Below are 21,743 nucleotides of genomic sequence, written 5' to 3' on the forward strand. Positions count from 1 at the left end.
GCATGGGCGAGGGCGCAGCCGAAGAGGACAGGGCGGGGCAAGCGCAAGGCCAGCGTGAAGGCCAGCGCCGGTTCGCGCAATGGGTCCGCGACTATCGCCGCCTGCCTGGTATCCCCGACGAGTTCCTCGGGCCCGACGGCGCTCCGCGCGCGGTCTGGAGCCGCTTCTTCGATGCTTTCGGCGCGCTCGCGCCCGACGAGGTCGAGCGCCGCTTCGGCATGGCCGACCGCCATCTCCGTGAGGCCGGCGTCACCTACCGCGCGCCGGGCGACAGCGCCGACCGGCCCTGGTCGCTCAGTCACCTGCCGCTCCTGATCGACGAGGCCGACTGGACGCAACTTTGCGCCGGCATCACCCAGCGTGCCGAGCTCCTGGAGCTTGTGCTGCGCGATATCTACGGCGAGGGGCGGCTGGTCGCGGAAGGCGCGCTGCCGGCCGGCGCGATTGCCGGCAGCCCGGAATATCTTCGGCCCGTGTGCGGCGTGCCGCCGCCGGGCGGGCGTTATCTCTCGCTCTATGCTGCCGATGTCGGCCGCGGGCCCGACGGCCGCTGGTGGGTGCTCGGCGACCGCACCCAGGCGCCTTCCGGCGCGGGCTACGCGCTGGAGAATCGCCTCGTGCTCTCGCGCGCCTTTTCCGATCTCTACAAGTCGATGAACGTGCCGCGCGTTGCGCCGTTCTTCGAGGCGTTTCGCGACTCGCTTCGCGCACGCGCCGATCGCGACGAGCCGCGCATCGGCGTGCTCACGCCCGGCAGTTTCAGCGAGACCTATTTCGAGCATGCGACGCTGGCGCGCTATCTCGGCTTCCTCCTGGTCGAGGGCGACGATCTCGCCGTCAGCGACAACCGGATCCACATCCGCACCGTTGCCGGGCTGAAGCGGCTCGACGTGCTGCTGCGCCGCGTCGATTCCAATTCGCTCGATCCGCTCGAGCTCGATGCGTCCTCGCATCTCGGCGTGCCCGGCCTGATCGACGTGCTGCGCAAGGACGGTGTCGTCGTCGCCAACATGCCGGGCTCGGGCGTTTTGGAGGCGCGGGCGCTGCTCGGCTTCCTGCCGGCGCTCAGCCGCCGCCTGCTCGGCGAAGAGCTGAAGATGCCGCACATCGCGACCTGGTGGTGCGGCCAGAAATCTGCGCGCGATGAGGTATTATCGCGGCTCGGCGAGGTCGCGATCGAAGGTGCCTATCAGCGCGGCGTGCCGGGCTTCGAGAGTACGGGGCCGGTGCTCGCGAGCGAACTCGATGCGGCCGGGCGTCAGCACCTGGTCGATGCCATCGGCGCGCGCGGCATGGATTATGTCGGCCAGGAGGTGGTGCGGCTTTCAACCATGCCGGTGTGGGAGCAAGGCCAGCTCAAGCCGCGCCCCTTCGTGCTGCGCGTGTTCGCAGCCGCGACGCCGGACGGCTGGGCCATCATGCCCGGCGGTTTCTGCCGGATCGCGGAGCAGCCGGACGCGCGCGCCGTGTCGATGGGCGACGGGGCCCGTGCGGCCGACGTCTGGGTGGTCTCGGACAAGAAGGTCTCGACCGCGTCGCTGCTGCCGGCGACCGACAAGGTGCGGATCCGCCGCATCGCTGGCGTGTTGCCGAGCCGCGCCGCCGACAATCTGTTCTGGCTCGGCCGCTATCTCGAACGCGCCGAGGCGACGCTGCGCCTCGTGCGCGCTCTGGGCTCGCCGAGCGGACCCAACAAGGGCACCGCCGCCTCGCTGCAAGCGGCCGAACGGATCCAGCGCCTGCTGGTAACCTGGGGCGCAATTTCGCAGACCTCGCGCGCGACGCCGGCGCGCATCGTTGCCGAAGCGTTGCAGAGCGAGGCGCGTTTCGGCTCGGCGCTGTCGCTGGTGCGCTCGGCCTTGCGCACCGCGACCTCCTTGCGCGAGCGGCTGTCGCCCGATGCCTGGCAGGTCATCACCGAGATGGCCGAGCGCCTGTCTTATCAGGTCGAGGACGACGACAGCGTGCTGAGCGCGGCCGAGCTGACCCTGCAGGAGCTTGCGAGCTTTGCGGGCCTTGCGCAGGAGAACATGAACCGCGCCGCCGGCTGGCGCTTCCTCGATATCGGCCGCCGTACCGAGCGCGCCATCAACACCACGCGTTTTGCCCGTCAATTTGCATATGACGAGGCCGGCGACGAGGATCTCGATATCCTGCTGACGCTGGTGGATTCCCAGATCACTTATCGCTCGCGCTATCTACTGGCACCGATCCTGGCGCCGGTGCGGGATCTCGCGGTGCTCGATCCCTACAATCCGCGTTCGGTCGCGTTCCAGGTCGCGACCTTGAACGAGCACATCGCGGCACTCCCGAGCCTGAAGGAGCACGGGCTGATCGAAAAGCCGCAGCGCCTCGCCGTGGCGGTGCAGGCGATGCTGGCGACCGCCGAAGCCGAGAAGCTCGAGGTCAAGACGCTGTTTGCGCTGGAGCAGGATTTGCTCAGCCTCGCCGAAGTGATCGGGCTGCACTACTTCCCGCACGGCCCCAACGCCAGCCGGCCGGAAAAGCTGACGGGGCTGGCGTGATCTACGACATCAGGCACGTCACGACTTACGAATATGAGAGCCCGGTCAGCTTCGCTCGCTGTACGCTGCGACTCGAGCCGAAGGACGGCAATGGTCAGGAGCTGATCTCGCACAGGGTCGAGATCCGTCCCCGCCCGTCCGAGCGCCACGTTCGCCGCGATTTCTTCGGCACGTTGACCGAGAGTGTGGTGATCGACGCCGCGCATCGCAATTTGCGCATCGACTCGCGCTCGCGCGTCTCCGTCGATCGGAAGCCGCCGGCGCGCGATGTCGCCAGCCCGTCCTGGGAGAGCATCCGCGACATCGCGTTTGAAGCGACAAGCCTCGGGCCGTCCTCGCCGGTCGGCTATGTCTTCGCGAGTCCGCTGGTGCCGGTGCTGCGTCCCGTCAGCGCCTACGCGGCTTCGAGCTTTGCGCCCGGTGCGGGCATCCTCGCCGGTGCGGTCGATCTCATGCATCGCATCCGCACCGAATTTCGCTACGACGCCAAGGCCACGGTGATCTCGACGCCGCTGAACGAGGTCTTCGACAAGCGTCACGGCGTCTGTCAGGATTTTGCCCATGTCATGATCGCGGGGCTGCGCGGGCTTGGCCTGCCGGCGGCCTATGTCAGCGGTTACTTGCGCACCATTCCGCCGCCGGGCCAGCCGCGCTTGCAGGGCGCGGACGCGACCCATGCCTGGGTATCACTGTGGTGCGGGGCGGAGCTCGGCTGGATCGATTTCGATCCGACCAACGACCTGCTGGTCGCCAACGACCACATCGTGCTGGCGGTCGGCCGCGACTTCTCAGATGTCTCGCCGATCGACGGCGTCATCGTCGGCTCGCCGAAGCAGAAGCTCGGCGTCGCCGTGGACGTGCTGCTGGTGGAGTGACGGTGGAGGTCGTTGCGAGTCATTCGCGATCGCCATCCGCGAGGGAATTGACGCGCCTGTCCGCAATGCGGTGCAGAGGTCCTGGTCCGAGAGCGAGGAACGTATGGCTCACGCCCCCGTCATCGATCCTTTGCGGTCGGCCATTGGCCGGGCCGCGGCCCAGCCCAAAAATGTACCGAACCGTGGCCAACCGTGATCCTGCCGGGGGACCGCACGGCAGCATATTTACGTATTTTTACTCCCGAGTTTGGCCAGTCGCTCCAGATTGGGCTATGCTGAGCCTGCGTCGAGGGCGAGTATTGAGACGTCGGGAGTTGGCGTGGGACACCACCGACAGACGGGGCTGCATCCATGATCACGTTACCGAGACTAGCGGCCGAATCCCTGGAGAAGTTACTGGGAACGTTCATGCGCCGCCGGTACGATGAAACGTCCGCAAGTATCGTCGAGAGCGCGACCCGCACCGCAATGGAATGTATCGGCAATAGCGATGCGCTCTACCACAATATCGAGCATACGATGCTGGTGACGCTGGCCGGCCATTCCATCCTCTGTGGCCGAAGTCTTCATGCGCATCTGTCGGCTGCGGACTACGTCCATGTCCTGATCGCCTGCCTCGCCCATGATATCGGCTATGTCCGTGGTCTGTTCGAGGAGGATGACGCCGACGGATTCGTGATCGATGCGGCCGACACCAAGATCTCGCTGCCGCGCGGCGCGTCGGATGCGAGCCTGATGATGTATCACGTCGACCGATCGAAACTCTATGTGACACGGCGGCTGCGGCATATTCCTGGGCTCGATCCGGAACGCATTTCCCGTGCCATCGAGGGGACACGCTTTCCTGCCCGAGAAGGCCAGGATTATGACGAGGACGCCTCGATCCTGCGCGCCGCCGATTTCATCGGACAGCTCGGCGATCCCAACTATCTGCGCAAGGCCAATGCGCTCTATTACGAGTTCGAGGAGGTCGGCATCAACCGACAACTCGGCTACGATTCGCCTGCCGACATCGTCAACCGCTATCCACAATTCTACTGGAACAGCGTCGCACCGCACATCCAGACCGAGATCGGCTATCTCAACAAGACCGAGATCGGCCGGCAGTGGATCGCCAACCTCTACAGCAACGTCTTCCGCGCCGAGCGCGATATCTCGCTGTCAGGGCCGCAGAAGTAGCTCCATGGCCCCGCAAGCAGTGAAGCGGAATACGGGAGGCCTCCTTCCGCGAATCCCGGATTACGCTGCGCGCCACCCGGCTACGGCCTCCCAACGTCGTGAGTCATCATGCAACAAAAAACAGTGGCCACCGATGTCCTCGACATTGCCTATCGCGAATATGGCGAGCCGGATGGTTGGCCCTGCATCATAGGCCACGGCTTTCCCTACGACGTGAACGCCTATGCCGAGGCCGCGCCTCTCATCGCGCAAGGCGGTGCGCGGGTGCTGGTGCCATGGCTGCGCGGCTACGGGCCGACGCGCTTTCGCTCCCCGGCGACGCTGCGCTCCGGCGAGCAGGCGGCGCTCGGCGCCGATCTCCTGGCCTTCATGGATGCGCTCGGCATCGCGCGCGCCGTCGTCGGCGGTTATGATTGGGGCGGCCGTGCGGCCTGCGTGGTCTCGGTGCTGTATCCCGAGCGCGTGGTCGGACTCGTGTCCGGCAATTCCTACAACATCCAGAACATCGCGCGCGCAATGGAGCCCGCCTCGCCGCCGCAGGAGGCGGCGCTCTGGTATCAATATCTCTTCCACAACGAGCGCGGCCGCCGTGCGCTGGAGCGCAACCGCCGCGGCTTTGCCCGTCAGCTCTGGACGATGTGGTCGCCGAAATGGACTTTCGACGATGCGACATTCGAAAGGAGCGCGTCCTCGTTCGACAACCCCGATTTCGTCGACGTCGTGATCCATTCCTACCGCCATCGCTTCGCGCTGGTCGAAGGCGATCCCGCCTACGCCGCGATCGAGGCCAGGCTCGCTGCGCAGCCGCCGGTCCGCGTCCCGACGATCGCGATCGACGGCGACAGCGACGGTGTCATTCCCGACACGGCTCATCACGCGAGCAAGTTCGAAGGCTTGTTCGAGCGGCGCGTCTTCGCCGATGCCGGTCATAATCTGCCGCAGGAGCGACCGGCGGAATGGGCGCGGGCGGTGCTCGACGTGCAAAAAGCGGCTGAATCCAGCGCCTCACCATGAGGATCTAAGGCCGGCCTCCGATTTTTCCTGATCTCGGGAACCTTTTTCAGTCGCAGCCGTCCAAGCTGTGGGGCCGCTTCCGTGTGCGGCCCGTTGCAGGGGAGGTTTTCGATGAAGTCACAAGCGCGCAGGCTGGAACGTGTCGCAGTCGCGCAGGCGCCGAGCGAGCGGCCTGAGAGGGCCGAGGTCGAGCAGGCGGTCCGGACCATGATCCGCTGGGCCGGCGACGATCCCGCGCGCGACGGCTTACGGGACACGCCCGATCGCGTCGCGCGTGCTTTTGAAGAATATTTCTCCGGCTATGCGCAGGATCCGACCGAAATCCTGCAAAAGACCTTTGAGGAGATCGAAGGCTACGACGAGATGATCGTCCTGCGGGGCGTTCGCTTCGAAAGCCATTGCGAGCATCATATGGCCCCGATCGTGGGACGCGCCTGGGTCGCCTATATCCCGCAGGGACGCGTCGTCGGCATCTCCAAGCTCGCCCGTGTCGTCGACATCTACGCCAAGCGCCTTCAGATCCAGGAGAAGATGACCGCTCAGATCGCCAACACCATCAACGATGTGCTCAAACCCGAAGGCGTCGGCGTCATCATCAAGGCGACGCATCACTGCATGACGACGCGCGGCGCCCACAAGCCGGGGACCGATCTCGTCACCAGTCGCATGCTCGGCGTATTCCGCGACAATGCGCTGACGCGCCAGGAATTGTTGGGGCTGGCCAACTCGGACGATTGATCCGCGCCAGCGAAGGAGACGCTACCATGACCGAGGACAAGAAGCCAAGCGGGCCGGACTTGACCAAAGGTGTTGTGCTCGCGGATTTCAAGGACGGGAAGTTGCTCGGTCACGTCGGCGAGGAGGACGTTCTGCTGGTGCAGGCCGGCAGCGAGGTCTTTGCCATCGAGCCGCTTTGCAGCCATTATCACGGTCCGCTCGCCGAGGGTCTCGTGGTCGGCGACACCATCCGTTGCCCCTGGCACCACGCCTGTTTCGCCTTGCGGTCAGGCGAGGCGACGCGTCCGCCGGCGCTCAATGCGCTCGCTGTGTGGGACGTCACGCGTGATCGCGACAGCATCATCGTTGCGCGTAAGCGCGAGGCCGCCAAGCCTTCAACGGCGCACCGCAGCGCTCCGTCGCCGGACAAATTCGTCATCATCGGCGGCGGTGCGGCCGGTTTCGCGGCGGCCGAGACACTTCGTCGCGAGGGCTTTGCCGGTGCGATCACCATGCTCAGCAGCGACGGCGCGATGCCGGTCGACCGGCCAAATCTCTCCAAGGACTATCTCGCCGGCAATGCGCCGGAGGACTGGCTGCCGTTGCGGGGCGAGGACTATTATCAGGACGCCGGCATCGATCTCCGGCTCAACACGAACGTCTCGGCGATCGATCCCAAGACGCGCAGTGTCACGTTGGGCAATGGCGACAAGCTGCCGTTCGACCGGCTGCTGCTCGCCACCGGCGCAGAGCCCGTAAAGCTCCAGATATCAGGCGCCGACCAGCCGCATGTCCACACCTTGCGTTCGGTCGCCGACAGCCGCGCCATCATCAAGGCCGCCGGCAGCGCGAGGCGCGCGCTGGTGATCGGTGCGAGCTTCATTGGCCTCGAGGTTGCGGCGTCGCTGCGGGCGCGCGAGCTCGAGGTGCATGTGGTCGCACCGGAAGAGCGGCCGATGCAGAAGCTGCTCGGGCCCGACATGGGCGATTTCGTTCGCGCGCTGCACGAAGAGAACGGCGTCATCTTTCATCTGAAGGACACCGTCGAGAAGCTCGACGGCACGCGCGCGACGCTGAAGAGCGGAAGCGTGATCGAGGCCGATCTCGTCGTTGTCGGCATCGGCGTCAAGCCGCGCCTCGCGCTGGCCGAGCAGGCCGGGCTTGCAGCCGATCGCGGCGTCAGCGTTAGCGAATATCTGGAGACCAGCATTGCCGGCATTTTCGCGGCCGGCGACATCGCGCGTTGGCCCGACCCGCATTCGCGCCAAACCATCCGCGTCGAGCACTGGGTGGTCGCCGAACGACAGGGTCAGACCGCGGCGCGCAACATGCTCGGCAAACGCGAGCGCTTCGATGCCGTGCCGTTCTTCTGGAGCCAGCATTACGACGTGCCGATCAATTATGTTGGCCACGCCGAGAGCTTCGACGACATCGCCATCGACGGCAGCATCAAGGATCGGGATTGCCTGCTGAAATACCGCAAGGACGGCCGGGTCCTGGCGGTCGCCTCGATTTATCGCGATCTCGACAATCTCAAGGCCGAGCTCGAGATGGAGCGGTCGCGCGCTTGATCTGCGTCAATGCGGGCGGCCGCCGGGCTGCTGTGGTTGCTGGGTCCCGGCGCGGATGTGCTCCGGGGCATCACCCGCAGGAGGTGCGTCATGACGTCTGCTTCGGATACCTCTCCCCATCTCGGCCTCGGCTCCGGCATCGCAGCGTTGCATGGCAAATGGGGCTGGATTGTCGCCCTCGGCGTCGTCTACCTCATCGCCGGCTTCGTGGCGCTCGGCAGCGTGGTGATGGCGACGGTCGCGAGCGTGATCGTGGTCGGCGCGATGATGATCGTCGCCGGCGCCGCCGAGATCATCGGCGCCTTCCAGATGAAGAGCTGGGGCAAGTTCACGATCTGGGTACTGCTCGGCGCGCTCTATGTCATCGCCGGCATTCTCACCTTCGACAACCCGCTGTTCGCGGCAGTTTTGCTGACGCTGTTCCTCGGCGTGTCGCTGATCGCCTCCGGCGCCGTCAGGCTGTTTCTCGCTTTCAGCATGAAGCGCGAGAGCCCGTGGGTGTGGGTGGCGTTGTCGGGCGCCATCACGCTGCTGCTCGGTCTATTGATCGTCGCGCGCTGGCCGATCAACAGCGTCTACATCCTCGGCCTCTTCCTCGGCATCGACCTTATCATGGCGGGCGCGGGCTGGATCAGTCTCGGCCTCGCCTTAAAGCGGCGCGGCTAGCAGGAGCGCCCAGCCGAGATCTGTTGACCCGGTTCCGACCTCGCCGCGACATTTTGTCGGCGCCAGATTCCGTCATCATCCGTACAAGATTCGCGGCTAGGCTCCGGTTCGACGATTGGTTCGCCGGATGTACGCGGGCTGGATCGCAAGCCTCGGCCCGCGTGCCGGGGCTTTTCGTTTCCCGCCGCGCTTCGCGGACGGCGGCTACGTCGTCATCCCGCTTTCGCGATGCGGCTGTCCGCCTGCAGGTTCTGGAAGAATTTTTCCACCTCGCGCGACAGCGTCTCCGCGGTCGCGGTCACGCTGCTCGCGGCGGTCAGCACGGAGGCTGCGGCCGCGTCGGTTTCGCCGATGGCATCGCGTAGCGAGGTGATGTTCGCCACCAGCGTCTCGTTGCCCTGGGCTGCCGATTGCGCATTGGAGGAGATCTCGCGCGTGGCGGCGTCCTGCTGCCCGACCGCGCCGGCAATGGCCGTGGTGACCTCGTTGATCTCGCGTACCGCGCCGCCGATCTCGCGCACGGCATCGACTGCGTTGCGGGTCGAGGACTGGATCATCGCGACGTTCTCGCTGATGTCGGCGGTCGCCTTCGCGGTCTGCCCTGCGAGCGCCTTCACCTCGTGCGCGACCACGGCAAAGCCGCGGCCGGCGTCGCCTGCGCGGGCGGCCTCGATGGTGGCGTTGAGCGCGAGCAGATTGGTCTGCTCGGCGATTGCCTGGATGAGGGTCAGCACGCCGTCGATGCGCTGCGTGGCGGCGGCGAGGCTCTCGATCTCGGCGATGGATTTCTCGGTGCGCTGACCGGTCTGCTCGACCGCGCCCGCGCTCTGCCGCACCTGGCGTCCGATCTCCTCCACCGATGCCGACAGCTCCTCGGCCGCACCCGCCACCGCGGTGACGTTGTGCGAGGCCTGCTTCGTGGCGTTGGCCGCCGTGCCGGCGCGGTTGCTGGCATCCGCCGTGACGCGCGTGATAGTCTGGGCGGTCTCGCGCATGACGCCGGCGTTGTCGCTGAGGCCGCGCATGATCGCGCCGATGGCTTCGCGGAAGGCCTCGACGGATTGCTCGATGTGGCGCGCGCGCTGTTCGCGTGCCGCCGAATCCTGCGAGACCTGCGAGGCGAGTTTACGGTTGCGGCCCATCGCGTCCTGGAAGATCTGGATGGCGCGGGCGAGCGCGCCGATTTCGTCGGCGCGTTCGATGTGCGGCACCGTGACGTTCTCGGCGCCGTCGGCGACCTGCTTGATAGTCGCCGTGATGGCGGCGAGCGGCCGGGCGATCGAACGGGCAATGATGACGATGCCGATCACGACCAAGGCCAACGCGACGCCAGCGAGGCAGGTCAGTACGAAGGACAGCGTGCGGTTGGTCTCGGTCTCGCGCGCGATCTGCTTGGCGCGCTCGGCATAGACCTTGGACAACGCCTCGAGATCCTTGTTCAACGCCGAGCGCACGGCGCGGTTGGCGTCGTTGTCACCCCATTCGCGCCCGACGGCTGCATTGATCTCGACGCCTCGCCGCACCAGCTCCTTGCGGAACTCGACGAACTGCTCGATGCGCTTCTTGAAGGTCGCAAACTGTTCAGCGTCGTCGGCCTTGACGATGGTCTCCCAGCCTTTCACGACATCGAGAATCTGGGCGTTGAACTTGAGCAGTCCGTCGCCGAACTTCTTCACGACTTTCGGCTCCGTCGACATGTAGACGCCGCGCGATTCCATCACCACCGCGTAGACCAGCGAGTTGACGCGCTCGACGTTCAGCGCGGCCGCATTCGCGGTCTCGATGGCGCTGGTCAGTTCGGCGGCGCGGCGGCTGTTGTAGTCGGACAGCATCGCGATCGCGGCGGTGAGCACGGCGAACAGCGCGAAGATTGCGTAGAGCTTGCTCGCCAGCGTGAAACGGCCTGCCAGGCTGGCAGCATTCGCAGATCGATCGATTTGCATGGTGTTCGGGGCCCGATTGGCCAGGAGCGGCCGGTGCGCGTGGTCGTATTAAGTTTAGGGAAAACTATGCAGAATGAAGATGGACGCGGCGTTAACGCGGGGTCCCTGGACGCCGGCTACGCCCACGGAAATGCCCGCTATTTCAGTTAGTTGTCCCAGCCTTGTGAGTTTCCGGCAGGTCATCCTCGTCCGGATTGCACGGTGCGCTCCAAACATCGGCGTGCACGGAGGCCGGCAAGCGCGTATTCCCTGACGCCTGCATCGCCTTCAAGATCGATCTGAACTCGGCCACTGGCCGACGAACCCCGGAGGGGCCTTTGGTCTACCGCCACACCATCGACGCCGCGACCTACACCTTCCCGGACCTGCGCGACCTCCTCGCCAAGGCGACCCCACCGCGCTCCGGCGACCGGCTGGCCGGCATTGCCGCAGGCAGCGCCGAGCAGATGATCGCCGCGCGGATGGCCCTTGCGGACGTCCCCCTCGGCCAATTCCTCAATGAGGTCGTCATCCCCTACGAGACCGATGAGGTCACCCGGCTCGTCATCGACAGCCACGACGCCAAGGCCTTTGCGCAGGTCTCCTCGCTGACGGTGGGGGCTTTCCGCGACTGGCTGCTGTCGGACGCGGCCACACCGGAGGTCTTGCGCAAGCTGGCGCCCGGAATCACGCCCGAGATGGCGGCCGCGGTCTCAAAACTGATGCGGAACCAGGATCTGATTCTGGCGGCGCGGAAGTGCGAGGTCGTCACCGCCTTCCGCAACACCATCGGCCTGAAGGGCCGGATGAGCACGCGGCTCCAGCCCAACCACCCGTTCGACGATGTCAGGGGCATCACCGCCTCGATTCTCGATGGCCTGCTGCTCGGGGCCGGCGATGCCTGCATCGGCATCAATCCGGCGAGCGACGATCCCGCCGTCATCGCGCAATTGCTGCGGCTGCTCGATGAGATCATCGCGCGGCTGAAGATCCCGACTCAGGGCTGCGTGCTGACCCACGTCACCACGACGCTGGCTCTGATCGAGCAGGGCATCCCGGTCGACCTCGTCTTCCAGTCGGTCGCCGGCACCGAGGCCGCGAACCGGAGCTTTGGTATCGACCTCGCGCTGCTGAGAGAGGCGCAGGCCGCCGGTCTGTCGCAGAAGCGCGGCGCGGTCGGCGCAAACGTGATGTATTTCGAGACCGGGCAGGGGTCGGCACTGTCGGCCAATGCCCATCATCGTGTCGACCAGCAGACTTGCGAGGCGCGCGCCTATGCGGTGGCCCGCGCCTTTGCGCCATTGCTGGTCAACAGCGTGGTCGGCTTCATCGGTCCCGAATATCTCTACGATGGCAAGGAGATCATCCGGGCGGGGCTGGAAGATCATTTCTGCGGCAAGCTGCTCGGCCTGCCGCTTGGGATCGATATCTGCTACACCAACCATGCCGAGGCGGATCAGGACGACATGGACAATCTGCTGACGCTGCTCGCCGCTGCCGGCGTCACCTTCATCATGGGGGTGCCCGGCGCCGACGACGTCATGCTGAACTACCAGTCCACCTCGTTCCACGACGCGCTCTATGTCCGCGACGTCTTCGCCCTGCGCCGCGCGCCGGAATTCGATGACTGGCTGACACGGTCAGGCATTGTCGGCGCCGATTTCCGTCTGGCCGGCGATGCAGGCCTGCTGCCCGATTTTGCTGCGCGGCTGATTGCGTGACGTTGCGGGAGCCGGCGGAGCGAAGGAAACCATCCGTCCCTCCACGAATTATGCTCACGCCACAATATTGAGAAATTCCGGCGACAGCATTACGCTGTGTGTCTGGCTGGCAATTTCCGCAACCAGGTCGAGTGTGGCGGGGGAGCTTGAATGCGAGCTGAAAGCAACGGTACGTCCCGGCGGATTCTCTGCGTTTTTCCGCGTTACACGTCCTCGTTTGGCACCTTCGAGCATGCCTATCCGCTGACCGATGGCGTTCGCGCCTTCATGCCGCCGCAGGGACTCCTGCTGATCTCCGCCTACCTGCCCAGGGAGTGGCAGGTGAAGTTCGTCGACGAGAATCTTCGCCGCACGACCAAGGAAGAGTTCGAATGGGCAGAAGCCGTCTTCGTCAGCGGCATGCACATCCAACGCCAGCAGATGAACGACATCTGCCGCCGCGCCCATGAATTCGATTTGCCGGTTGCGCTCGGCGGCCCCTCGGTCAGCGCCTGTCCCGACTATTATCCCTCGTTCGACTATCTCCATGTCGGCGAGCTCGGCGATGCGACCAACCAGCTGATCGAGATTCTGTCGCGCGATACCTCGCGGCCCGAGAGCCAGGTGGTGCTCGCCACCAAGGACCGTGTGCCGATGACGGAGTTTCCGATTCCGGCCTATGAGCTCGCCGACGTGAAGCGTTATTTCCTCGGCAGCATCCAGTATTCCAGCGGCTGTCCCTATCAGTGCGAGTTCTGCGACATTCCCGGCCTCTACGGCCGCAATCCGCGCATCAAGACGCCGGAGCAGATCATCGCCGAGCTCGATCGCCTGCGCGAATGCGGCATGACCGATACGGTCTATTTCGTCGATGACAATTTCATCGGCAACCGCAAGGCGGCGATGGACCTGCTGCCGCATCTGATCGAATGGCAGAAGAAGACCGGCTATGTGACGCGGCTCGCCTGCGAGGCGACGCTCAATATCGCGAAGCGGCCCGAGATCCTCGAGAAGATGCGCGAGGCCTACTTCATCACCATCTTCTGCGGCATCGAGACGCCGGATCCCGACGCGCTGAAGGCCATGCACAAGGACCACAACATGATGGTCCCGATCCTGGAGGGCGTGCGCACCATCAACTCCTACGGCATGGAGGTGGTATCAGGCATCATCATGGGGCTCGACACCGACAAGCCGAACACGTCGGAGGCGCTGCTCGCCTTCGTCGAGGAATCGCGGATCCCGCTGCTGACCATCAACCTGCTTCAGGCATTGCCGAAGACCCCGCTATGGGACCGGCTGGAGCGCGAAGGGCGCTTGATCGATGACGAGGGGCGCGATTCCAACGTCGACTTCCTGTTGCCTTATGACGAGGTCGTCGCGTCCTGGAAGCACGCGATGGGTGTGGCTTACGAACCCGAGAAGGTCTATGCGCGCTTCCAGTACCAGTGCGACAACGTCTATGTGCATCGCCTCAAGATGCCGGTGCCGGACGAGATGAAGACCTGGCCGAACATCCGGCGCGGCCTCGTCATGTTGCGCAACATCTTCTGGAAGGTCGGCGTGCTCGGCGACTACAGGCGCGTATTCTGGAAGTTCGCGCTGGGGCGCATCAGGCGCGGCGATATCGAGGGCCTGATCGGCTGCACCGTCATTGCGCATCATCTCATCACCTTTGCGCGCGCGGCCTCCAGCGGTGAGCAGAACGCGTCGAATTATTCGATCCGGCTGCGCGAAGCCTCCGTTCCCGCCGAATGAACGACGAGCCTGTTCCGGCGCGCCCGGTCATCGACCTCAGATCGCTCACGCCTGCGCGTGTTGCGCTCGGCCGCAGCGGCGCGAGCCTGCCGACAAAGCCTTTGCTCGATTTCACGCTGGCCCATGCCCGTGCCCGCGATGCCGTGCATGCCGATTTCGACGCGCCGCGTCTGGCTGCCGGGGTGAGGGCGCTCGGCCTTGCCGCCACCGAGGTTTCGAGCCAGGCGGCCGATCGCAGCGATTATCTGCGCCGGCCGGATCTCGGACGGCAGCTCGATGCCGGCTCGGCTGCGGCGCTGGCGGATGCCGCCACGGCACCTTGCCAGCTTGCGATCGTCATCGGCGATGGATTGTCGGCCGCCGCGGTCCATGCCCATGCGCTCGCGCTGCTGCAAGGCCTGCTGCGGCGACTGGGCGAAGGCGAGCCCGTCGCGACCGGCCACGTCGCCGTCGCCTCAGGCGCGCGGGTCGCGCTTGGCGACGAGATCGGGGCCATTCTCGGCGCCCGCATGGTCCTGATGCTGATCGGCGAGCGGCCGGGCCTGTCGGCGCCCGACAGCCTGGGGGCCTATCTGACCTACGGGCCCAAGCCTGGCCTGACCGATGCCGAGCGCAACTGCGTGTCCAATATCCACAAGGCTGGGTTGAACTATGACGAGGCCGCCCTCAAGATCGACTGGCTTGTCCGCGAGGGACTGGCGCGGCAGGTCACCGGCGTGGCGCTCAAGGACGAGAGCGCCGACCGCGCGCCGCGTCGAATCGGAACGGCTTGATCCGAATAGGGGGCATTCCGGGCAAAATCGCCGCATCTTGATCGATTTGGAGAGCCTTGGCGCGCTTGCGAGAAGGGCGATTGACCTGCTAAACCGCTGCCGGCGATTTTCCGCGCATTTTCAAAGGGCAAGCCTCCCATTGGTATGGCGTTTTCAAGCCGTTCGCGGAGCGCAATAAGCTCACAGCTAAAGCCGATTGAGGAACTGGACAAGGCATGCTCGAAAAGCACCGCGAGAATGAGGTTCATGTCGACAAGGTCGAGCAGGGGCCTACGTCCTCTATCGCCTTCGGGCTGGAGCGCCTCGGACTGATCGCCATCCGCGCGCCGATCGTCTCCTGCATCATCCTGCTCGCGCTGATCGTCGCCGCCGTGTTCGGCATCGAGCGGATCAAGATCGACGATTCGCTGTCGCAGCTGTTCCGCTCCAACACCCGCGAATTCCACCAGTACGAAGAGGTGACGAAGAAGTTTCCGGCCGAGGAATTCGACGTCCTTGTCGTGGTCGAGGGCAAGACCCTGCTGGCGCGGAACAACCTCGAGAAGCTGCGCGACTTCGTCACCGACATGCAGCTGGTCGAAGGCACCCGCGGCCTGGTCTCGCTGTTCTCGGCGCGCCAAGCCCCGGCGCCGGGCAAGCTGCCGGCCGCGCTGTTCCCCTCCGAACTGCCCGAGGGGGCGGCCTATGACCGGTTCATCGAGACCGTCAAGAACAACGAGATCATCCGCGGCAAGCTGTTGTCGGAGGACGGCACGCTCGCGCTCATCGTGCTCTCGCTCGATCCGCAGGTGGTCGCCTCCAGCAAGCTCGGCAAGGTCGTCGGCGACATCCGCGCGCTGATGAAGGAAGATCTCGGCGACACCGGCCTCAGCGTGCAGCTCTCCGGCGTGCCGGTGATGCAGCTCGAGATCCGCAACGCCGTCGAGCGCGACGGTCTCACCTACAACATCCTCGGCATTCTCGCCGGCTGCATCATCGCCATCATCTTCTTCCGCAAGATCTCGTTCATGGTGGTGGCGGCGTTCCCGCCCATGATCGCGATCCTGATCGCGCTCGGCGCGCTCGGCTGGGCCAACTTCAATCTCAATATGTTCCTGAACGTGATGACGCCGCTCATCATGGTGATCTCGTTCTCCGACTCGATGCAGCTCACCTTCGCCGCGCGCGACCGGCTGATCGCGGGCCAGGACAAGTTCACGGCGTTCAAGAACGCGGTGCTGGTGGTGGGCCCGGCTTGCGTGCTGACGCACGGCACTGCCGGCATTTCCTTCATCGCGCTGCAGTTCTCCAACTCCGACCTGATCCGCAAATTCGGTGAGGCCGGTCTTGCCGCGACCATCATCGCGCTGGTCACGGTGCTGTCGCTGGTGCCGGTGTTCGGCGTCTTGTTCGTGCGCAACGAGAAGATCTTTGCAGTCAGGTTCCAGAGCGCCGATGCCGGCGTGCAGGCGCTGCGCAATTTCTGCTACTGGATCGCGGTGCGCATGGTCGGCCGGCCCGGACTATTCAGCCTGATCGCGCTGCTGTTCGTGGCCAGCCTCGGGGTGATCTACGCCAATCTTCAGCCGCGCTACCGGCTCGCCGACCAGGTGCCGGACAAGCGCCAGGCGGTTGCCGCCAGCAATCGGCTCGATGCCAAGCTGACCGGCGCCAATCCCGTGAACGTGCTGATCCAGTTCCCCAAGGGGGAATCGCTCTATTCGCCGGAGACGCTGCAAACCATCGCCGACGTCCACGCGACCGTGGAGAAGGCGGCCGGTGTCGGCAACGTCTGGTCGCTGGAGACGCTGCGCCGCTGGCTGGCGGAAAAGGCCGGCAGCAGCGACGTCGCGACGCTGAAGGAATATGTGGGCGTCATCCCCGAACATTTGGTGCGGCGTTTCATCGACGCCGAGCAGGACGCGGTGGTCGTGGCCGGCCGCGTGCCGGACAAGGATTCCAGCCAGCTCCTGCCGATCGTCGACAAGCTCGATTCCGAGCTCGACGCCGTCCGCAAGAAGCATCCCGGCTACGAGATCGCCGTCACCGGTCTTGCCGCCATCGCCGCGCGCAACTCGGCCGGCATGATCGAGAAGCTCAACCGCGGCCTCACCGTCGAATTCGCGCTGGTCGCGATCTTTATCGGCCTCGCCTTCCGCTCCTGGGTGGTGATGTTCGCCTGCATCCTGCCGGGCATCTTCCCCGTGGTGATGTCGGGAACGGTGCTGTGGGCGATGGGCGAGGGGCTGCAATTCGCCAGCGTCGTCGCGCTCACCGTCTCGTTCGGCCTCGGCCTGTCCGCAACCATCCACTTCCTCAATCGCCTGCGGCTGGAGAGCAAGCCGGGGGTCGGCTCCGCGCTCGCGGTGGAGCGCGCCACCGTGCTGGTCGGCCCGGCGCTGATCCTGACGACGGTGGTGCTGGCCTGCGGCCTCGTCGTGACCGTGTTCTCCGACCTGCCGTCGCTGCGGCTGTTCGGCTGGCTCAGCGCCTTCTCGATGGTGGCGGCGCTGGTCGCCGACCTCTTCATCCTGCGGCCGACTGCGATGTGGCTGATCAACCTCCACGCCAGGCTGCAGGGCCCGGACAAGCCCGCGATCTGAGCGGGGCGACAAACACGTGTCAGCAAAAAGCCCCCGGCTCGCGAGAGCCGGGGGCTTTTTCCTTGAGATGGAGACGGGCGATCAGCTCTTCGTCATCGTGATGTTGACGCCGCGGATCTCGCCCTTGGACGAGATCTGCACGGTCTGCTTGGCGCCGTTGGTGCGCAGCGACAGATTGGCGGCAAAACCGTTGGCTTCGACGAACACGTCGATCTGGCCGCCGCCGGCAGTGCCCTGCAAATTGCCGAAGATGTTGCGGTTGGATTCGCTCCAATTGCCGGAGATCCGCTCGCCCTGGCTGGTCACGTCGCTGGTGAGATCGAATTTGTAGCTGTCGGAGGCGCAGTGCAGCGCCTGCTTGAGGTTGAGGCCGGTGCCGGCGACCTTGTAGTCGGCCTTGCAGCGGATGCGCTCGGTCGAGCCGTCGGACAGCGACACCGTGCCGGTGCCGGTCCACGCCCCGTCGAAGCCGGCGAACGGCCCGGACGACTGAGCATGGCTTGCCGCAACTGAGAAGAGCAGCGCCGCACCAATGCCCGCTGCCTTGATCGCCAGTTCAGATCGCCCAATGAATTTCATCATCAATATCCCGTTTTGGAACGACGTCCCGTTCATCACGGGCCATCTCGCCATATCGAAAGTTTAGTGTTGTGAGCCTGTGACAGGTTCAAGAGGCCGCACCGGGTTCAAGGCGTGGCCATTCATGGCGTCCTGCTCGCGGAGCGGCTGCCACGATCCACCCCGGTTTCTGTCTATTTCCACGTGTTTCTGGCTGAAATGGCCGACCTGACAGATGCAGCTCTGCAACAGGTATGCAGTAAAACACCGCGTTCCAGAATTATGACGTAGTATCAATCCCTTACATCTGTCAATGAAGATTGAGGGAAGCCCTGATCTGGCGGGCGCGGCGCCAATTTGGCCGCATTTGCCAGCGCTTGTGGCCTTCTCCGGTGCCGCTCTCATCCCGCGGTAACTTGCCATCAGAACAATCTGTTCCGTCGGCCCTGTGCTGTTCGGGATTGGTGCGATTCTGCCGTCGAAATGAAGGAATACAATGCGTAAGCTTCTCGTCGCTCTCACCGTGCTGTCGGCAACCCTGTCCACGGCTGCGTTCGCTCAGCAGGGGCGTGGCACGGACGCCGAGCAGAAGGCCTGCACGCGCGATGTGCAGAAGTTCTGCCGTCCGGTTATCGACCAGGGTGATTTCACCGTCCTGGCCTGCCTCAAGGAGAACCGGGCCAAGATCTCGCAGGCCTGCGACCAGGTCCTGAAGAACCACAACCAGTAAGCTCGGCCACTGGCCCACAAAGGCGGCCCCGGGCCGCCTTTTTCACGCCGGATCGGGAAGGGCTGCCGTCGCGAGACAGGATTGGTTTTGCGGCCGTATTCCCCTATATGGGGGCCGCGGCGGCGTCGCCGGCATGAGCCCGCGAGCGCAAAAACCCTTTCTGTCCAAACGATTGTTGATCAGCCCTCGATGACCTCTGCGAGCGAATTGCGATCCGGCAAGGGTGACCGCGACGAGAATTTTCCCGTCGCGTCCTGGATCATTCATCCGCGTCATCGCGCGCTGATCCTGGCCTATTACAATTTTGTCCGCACCGCCGACGACATCGCCGATCACGCGAGCCTGCCGGCGGACGAGAAGCTCCGCTATCTCGACCTGCTCGAGGCGGAACTGCTCGGCAAGGGCGACACCCAGGCCGAGGCCGTCGCGCTGCGGCGCGCGCTTGCCGGACGCGGCATGGCGCCGCGCCACGCGCTCGACGTGCTGATCGCGTTTCGCATGGACGTGACCAAGCTGCGCTACGAGAGCTGGGACGAGGTCATCCATTATTGCCGCTATTCGGCGATGCCGGTCGGCCGCTTCATGCTCGACGTCCATGGCGAGAGCACATCGACCTGGGCGGCCTCGGACGCGCTCTGCGCGGGCCTTCAGATCAACAACCACCTCCAGGACTGCGGCAAGGATTTCCGCGAGCTCAACCGCGTCTATCTGCCGCGTGATGCGCTGGCAGCACACGGCGCCGCGGTCGAGCAGCTCGGCCTCGCGCAGTCGCCGCCGGCGATGCTGACCTGTCTGCAGTCGCTCGCCGCGCGCAACGAGGCGCTGCTGGGCGAGGGCAGGTCGTTGGCTGCCGAGATCCGGGATGTCCGCCTCGGCGTCGATGTCGCGGTGATCCAGGCTTACGCCGACCGCATCGTGCGCCTCTTGAAGGAGCGCGATCCCCTGCGCGAGCGCGTGCATTTGAACAAGTTCGAACTGCTCACCTTCAGCCTGGCCGGCATCGCCGGCGAACTCGGCCGCCGCGCGATCGGCCGCAAGCCCATCTCGAATCCGGGGGCTGCCCATGACGCTTGAGGCGACCGCGCCCGGCGCCAATTATGGCTCGTCCGCGTCGAACAGCTCCTTCTACGCTGCGATGCGCATCCTGCCGCGCGACCAGCGCGAGGCGATGTTCCAGATCTACAGCTTCTGCCGCCAGGTCGACGACATCGCCGATTCCGACGGTCCACGCGATGAGCGGCTCGCTGCGCTGCAGGAGTGGCGCAACGACATCGACGCGCTCTATCAGGGCAATCCGCCGCCGCGGCTGAAGGACTACGTCGCCTCGGTGAAGACCTTCGGGCTGAAACGCGAGGATTTCCTCGCCATCGTCGACGGAATGGAGATGGACGTGCCGCAGGATATCCGCGCGCCGGACATGGCGACGCTGGATCTCTATTGCGACAGGGTCGCCAGCGCGGTGGGACGTCTGTCGGTGCGGGTGTTCGGCCTGCCGGAAGAGGACGGCATCCTGCTCGCCTATCATCTTGGCCGCGCGCTCCAGCTCACCAACATCCTGCGCGACATCGACGAGGACGCAGGCCTCGGCCGGCTCTATCTGCCGCGCGAGGCGCTGCTGCATGCCGGCATCACCTCCACCGATCCAAACCGCGTGATCGCCGAGCGCGCGCTGCCGAAAGTGTGCCTGCCGCTGACGCAGCGTGCGAAGGCGCATTTCGAGAAGTCGGACGAGATCATGAACCGCAACAGGCGCCGCGCGGTGCGCGCGCCGCGGATCATGTCGAAATACTACCATTCCATCCTGGACCTCCTGATCGCGCGCGGCTTCAATGCGCCGCGCGAGCCTGTGCGTGTGTCGAAGGTCACGCGCATTTTGATCCTGCTCCGCTACGCTTTCATCTGATGCAAAACACAGCTCACATCATCGGCGCTGGAATTTCCGGCCTCTCCGCCGCTGTGCGGCTCGCCAATGCCGGCTACAAGGTCGCCGTGCACGAGGCGACGCACCAGGCCGGCGGCCGCTGCCGCTCTTATTTCGACGGCGCCACCAACCTCACCATCGACAACGGCAATCACCTGCTGCTGTCCGGCAACAGCCACGCGCGCGCCTATGCGCGCGCGATCGGCACCGAGGCCGGCCTGGTCGGCCCTGAAACCGCGCAGTTTCCCTTCGTCGATATCAAGACCGGGCAGCGCTGGCAGATCGATCTCGGCAATAGCCGGTGGCCGACCTGGGTGCTCGACGAGGGCCGCCGCGTCCCCGACACGGGGCTCACCGATTATCTCAAGCTGGCGCCGCTGGTCTGGGCCTCCGAACAGACGCTGGTCGGCAAATCCATTCCGACCGAAGGCATTCTGTATCAGCGCCTCGTGCAGCCGCTGCTGCTCGCCGCGCTCAATGTCGATCCGCCCGAGGGCTCGGCCGGGCTTGCCGGCGCGATCGTGCGCGAGACGCTGCTTGCGGGCGGGCAGGCCTGCCGTCCGCTGATCGCGCGCGACGGGCTCAGCGCAGTGCTGATCGAGCCTGCCGTCAAATTCCTGACCGAACGCGGCCACACCGTTCAGCTTGGCCATGAGCTGCGCTCCTTTGTCAGCGCTGACGGCAAGGTCAGCGCGCTGAATTTCGGCGGCGAGGACGTGGTCCAGCTCGCTGCAGGTGACGCGATCGTGATGGCGGTGCCGCCGCGCGCGGCGACGAGCCTGCTGCCGGGCCTGACCGCACCGACCGAATTCCGCGCCATCGTGAATGCGCATTTCCGCATTGAACCGCCGCCGGGATCGCCGCCGATCCTTGGCGTGATCGGCGGCGTGGTGGAATGGTTGTTTGCCTTCCCGAACCGGCTGTCCGTCACCATCAGCAATGGCGACCGTCTCGTCGACCTCCAGCGCGAGGAGCTGGCGCAGGCGATCTGGAACGACGTCTGCAAGGCGGGCGGCGTCTCCGGCGAGCTACCGCCTTGGCAGATCGTGCGCGAGCGTCGTGCCACATTTGCGGCGACGCCGGCCCAGAATGCCCTGCGTCCGGGGCCGGTCACCGTCCTGAAAAACCTGTTCCTCGCCGGCGACTGGACTGCTACGGGGTTGCCTGCAACGATCGAGGGATCGGTCCGGTCGGGTGATCGCGCCGCCGATCTGGTTCTGGCCGCAAAGCGGCCCTGACGGCAATGTGCCGG

At 65.3% G+C, this 21,743-nt stretch carries 17 protein-coding genes; 15 read left to right on the plus strand and 2 right to left on the minus strand.

The genetic code is table 11. The features are described from left to right. The first annotated feature begins 2 nt into the window (after positions 1-2). From BM374_RS21720 to BM374_RS21750, 7 genes are all read left to right on the plus strand, one after another. Positions 3-2,525, plus strand: coding sequence for a circularly permuted type 2 ATP-grasp protein (locus BM374_RS21720; RefSeq protein WP_092296217.1), 2,523 nt, complete (start codon positions 3-5; stop codon positions 2,523-2,525). After that, the gene (locus BM374_RS21725) at positions 2,522-3,400 is read left to right on the plus strand and encodes a transglutaminase family protein (protein WP_092296220.1); all 879 of its coding nucleotides are present in this window, start codon (positions 2,522-2,524) and stop codon (positions 3,398-3,400) included. Before BM374_RS21720 ends, BM374_RS21725 begins: the two co-directional genes overlap by 4 nt. A gap of 351 nt (positions 3,401-3,751) precedes the next feature. Then, positions 3,752-4,579, plus strand: coding sequence for a metal-dependent phosphohydrolase (locus BM374_RS21730; RefSeq protein WP_092296223.1), 828 nt, complete (start codon positions 3,752-3,754; stop codon positions 4,577-4,579). A gap of 108 nt (positions 4,580-4,687) precedes the next feature. After that, positions 4,688-5,593 carry an alpha/beta fold hydrolase gene (locus BM374_RS21735; protein WP_092296226.1) on the plus strand — a complete coding sequence of 302 codons (906 nt, stop codon included), beginning with the start codon at positions 4,688-4,690 and terminating at the stop codon, positions 5,591-5,593. A gap of 111 nt (positions 5,594-5,704) precedes the next feature. Further along, entirely contained in the window at positions 5,705-6,331 is a 627-nt protein-coding gene (gene folE / locus BM374_RS21740; protein WP_092296229.1) for a GTP cyclohydrolase I FolE, read from the plus strand. Between the two features lie 26 nt (positions 6,332-6,357). Beyond that, complete coding sequence (locus BM374_RS21745; protein WP_092296233.1) at positions 6,358-7,881, plus strand: FAD-dependent oxidoreductase; 1,524 nt, start codon at positions 6,358-6,360, stop codon at positions 7,879-7,881. Between the two features lie 90 nt (positions 7,882-7,971). Then, positions 7,972-8,547, plus strand: coding sequence for an HdeD family acid-resistance protein (locus BM374_RS21750; protein WP_092296959.1), 576 nt, complete (start codon positions 7,972-7,974; stop codon positions 8,545-8,547). Positions 8,548-8,759: 212 nt separating this feature from the next. Here the strand turns inward: BM374_RS21750 and BM374_RS21755 are convergent, their stop codons facing one another. Continuing rightward, on the minus strand, positions 8,760-10,490 hold the full coding sequence (locus BM374_RS21755; protein WP_092296236.1) for a methyl-accepting chemotaxis protein: 1,731 nt from the start codon (positions 10,488-10,490) through the stop codon (positions 8,760-8,762). A 317-nt stretch (positions 10,491-10,807) separates the two neighbouring features. On the opposite strand from BM374_RS21755, the gene BM374_RS21760 reads away from it, so the two are divergent. The 4 genes from BM374_RS21760 to BM374_RS21775 all read left to right on the plus strand — a co-directional run bounded on the left by BM374_RS21760 (position 10,808) and on the right by BM374_RS21775 (position 17,282). Beyond that, complete coding sequence (locus BM374_RS21760; protein ID WP_092296962.1) at positions 10,808-12,190, plus strand: ethanolamine ammonia-lyase subunit EutB; 1,383 nt, start codon at positions 10,808-10,810, stop codon at positions 12,188-12,190. A gap of 150 nt (positions 12,191-12,340) precedes the next feature. Next, positions 12,341-13,927 (plus strand): B12-binding domain-containing radical SAM protein, encoded by a 1,587-nt coding sequence (locus BM374_RS21765; RefSeq protein WP_092296239.1) that lies wholly within the window; start codon positions 12,341-12,343, stop codon positions 13,925-13,927. Then, positions 13,924-14,700: an ethanolamine ammonia-lyase subunit EutC gene (eutC, locus tag BM374_RS21770; RefSeq protein WP_092296242.1), complete on the plus strand. Its 777-nt coding sequence runs from the start codon at positions 13,924-13,926 to the stop codon at positions 14,698-14,700. Before BM374_RS21765 ends, eutC begins: the two co-directional genes overlap by 4 nt. Positions 14,701-14,915: 215 nt before the next feature. Then, the gene (locus tag BM374_RS21775; protein ID WP_092296245.1) at positions 14,916-17,282 is read left to right on the plus strand and encodes an efflux RND transporter permease subunit; all 2,367 of its coding nucleotides are present in this window, start codon (positions 14,916-14,918) and stop codon (positions 17,280-17,282) included. A gap of 81 nt (positions 17,283-17,363) precedes the next feature. On the opposite strand, the gene BM374_RS21780 is transcribed toward BM374_RS21775, so the two are convergent. Next, complete coding sequence (locus BM374_RS21780; protein WP_092296248.1) at positions 17,364-17,861, minus strand: hypothetical protein; 498 nt, start codon at positions 17,859-17,861, stop codon at positions 17,364-17,366. Between the two features lie 475 nt (positions 17,862-18,336). Between BM374_RS21780 and BM374_RS37985 the strand changes: the two genes are divergently transcribed. The 4 genes from BM374_RS37985 (at position 18,337) to hpnE (ending at position 21,729) form a co-directional block, all read left to right on the plus strand. Next, positions 18,337-18,570, plus strand: coding sequence for a hypothetical protein (locus tag BM374_RS37985; RefSeq protein ID WP_027533949.1), 234 nt, complete (start codon positions 18,337-18,339; stop codon positions 18,568-18,570). Between the two features lie 189 nt (positions 18,571-18,759). After that, positions 18,760-19,644, plus strand: coding sequence for a squalene synthase HpnC (gene hpnC, locus BM374_RS21790; RefSeq protein WP_092296251.1), 885 nt, complete (start codon positions 18,760-18,762; stop codon positions 19,642-19,644). Further along, a complete protein-coding gene (gene hpnD, locus BM374_RS21795) occupies positions 19,634-20,473 on the plus strand; it encodes a presqualene diphosphate synthase HpnD (RefSeq protein ID WP_092296254.1) in 840 nt (279 codons plus the stop codon). Before hpnC ends, hpnD begins: the two co-directional genes overlap by 11 nt. After that, positions 20,473-21,729 carry a hydroxysqualene dehydroxylase HpnE gene (gene hpnE / locus BM374_RS21800; protein ID WP_092296257.1) on the plus strand — a complete coding sequence of 419 codons (1,257 nt, stop codon included), beginning with the start codon at positions 20,473-20,475 and terminating at the stop codon, positions 21,727-21,729. Before hpnD ends, hpnE begins: the two co-directional genes overlap by 1 nt. The last annotated feature ends 14 nt before the right edge of the window (positions 21,730-21,743 follow it).

Origin of the sequence: Bradyrhizobium sp. Ghvi, assembly GCF_900115265.1 — a bacterium.
Lineage (GTDB): Bacteria > Pseudomonadota > Alphaproteobacteria > Rhizobiales > Xanthobacteraceae > Bradyrhizobium.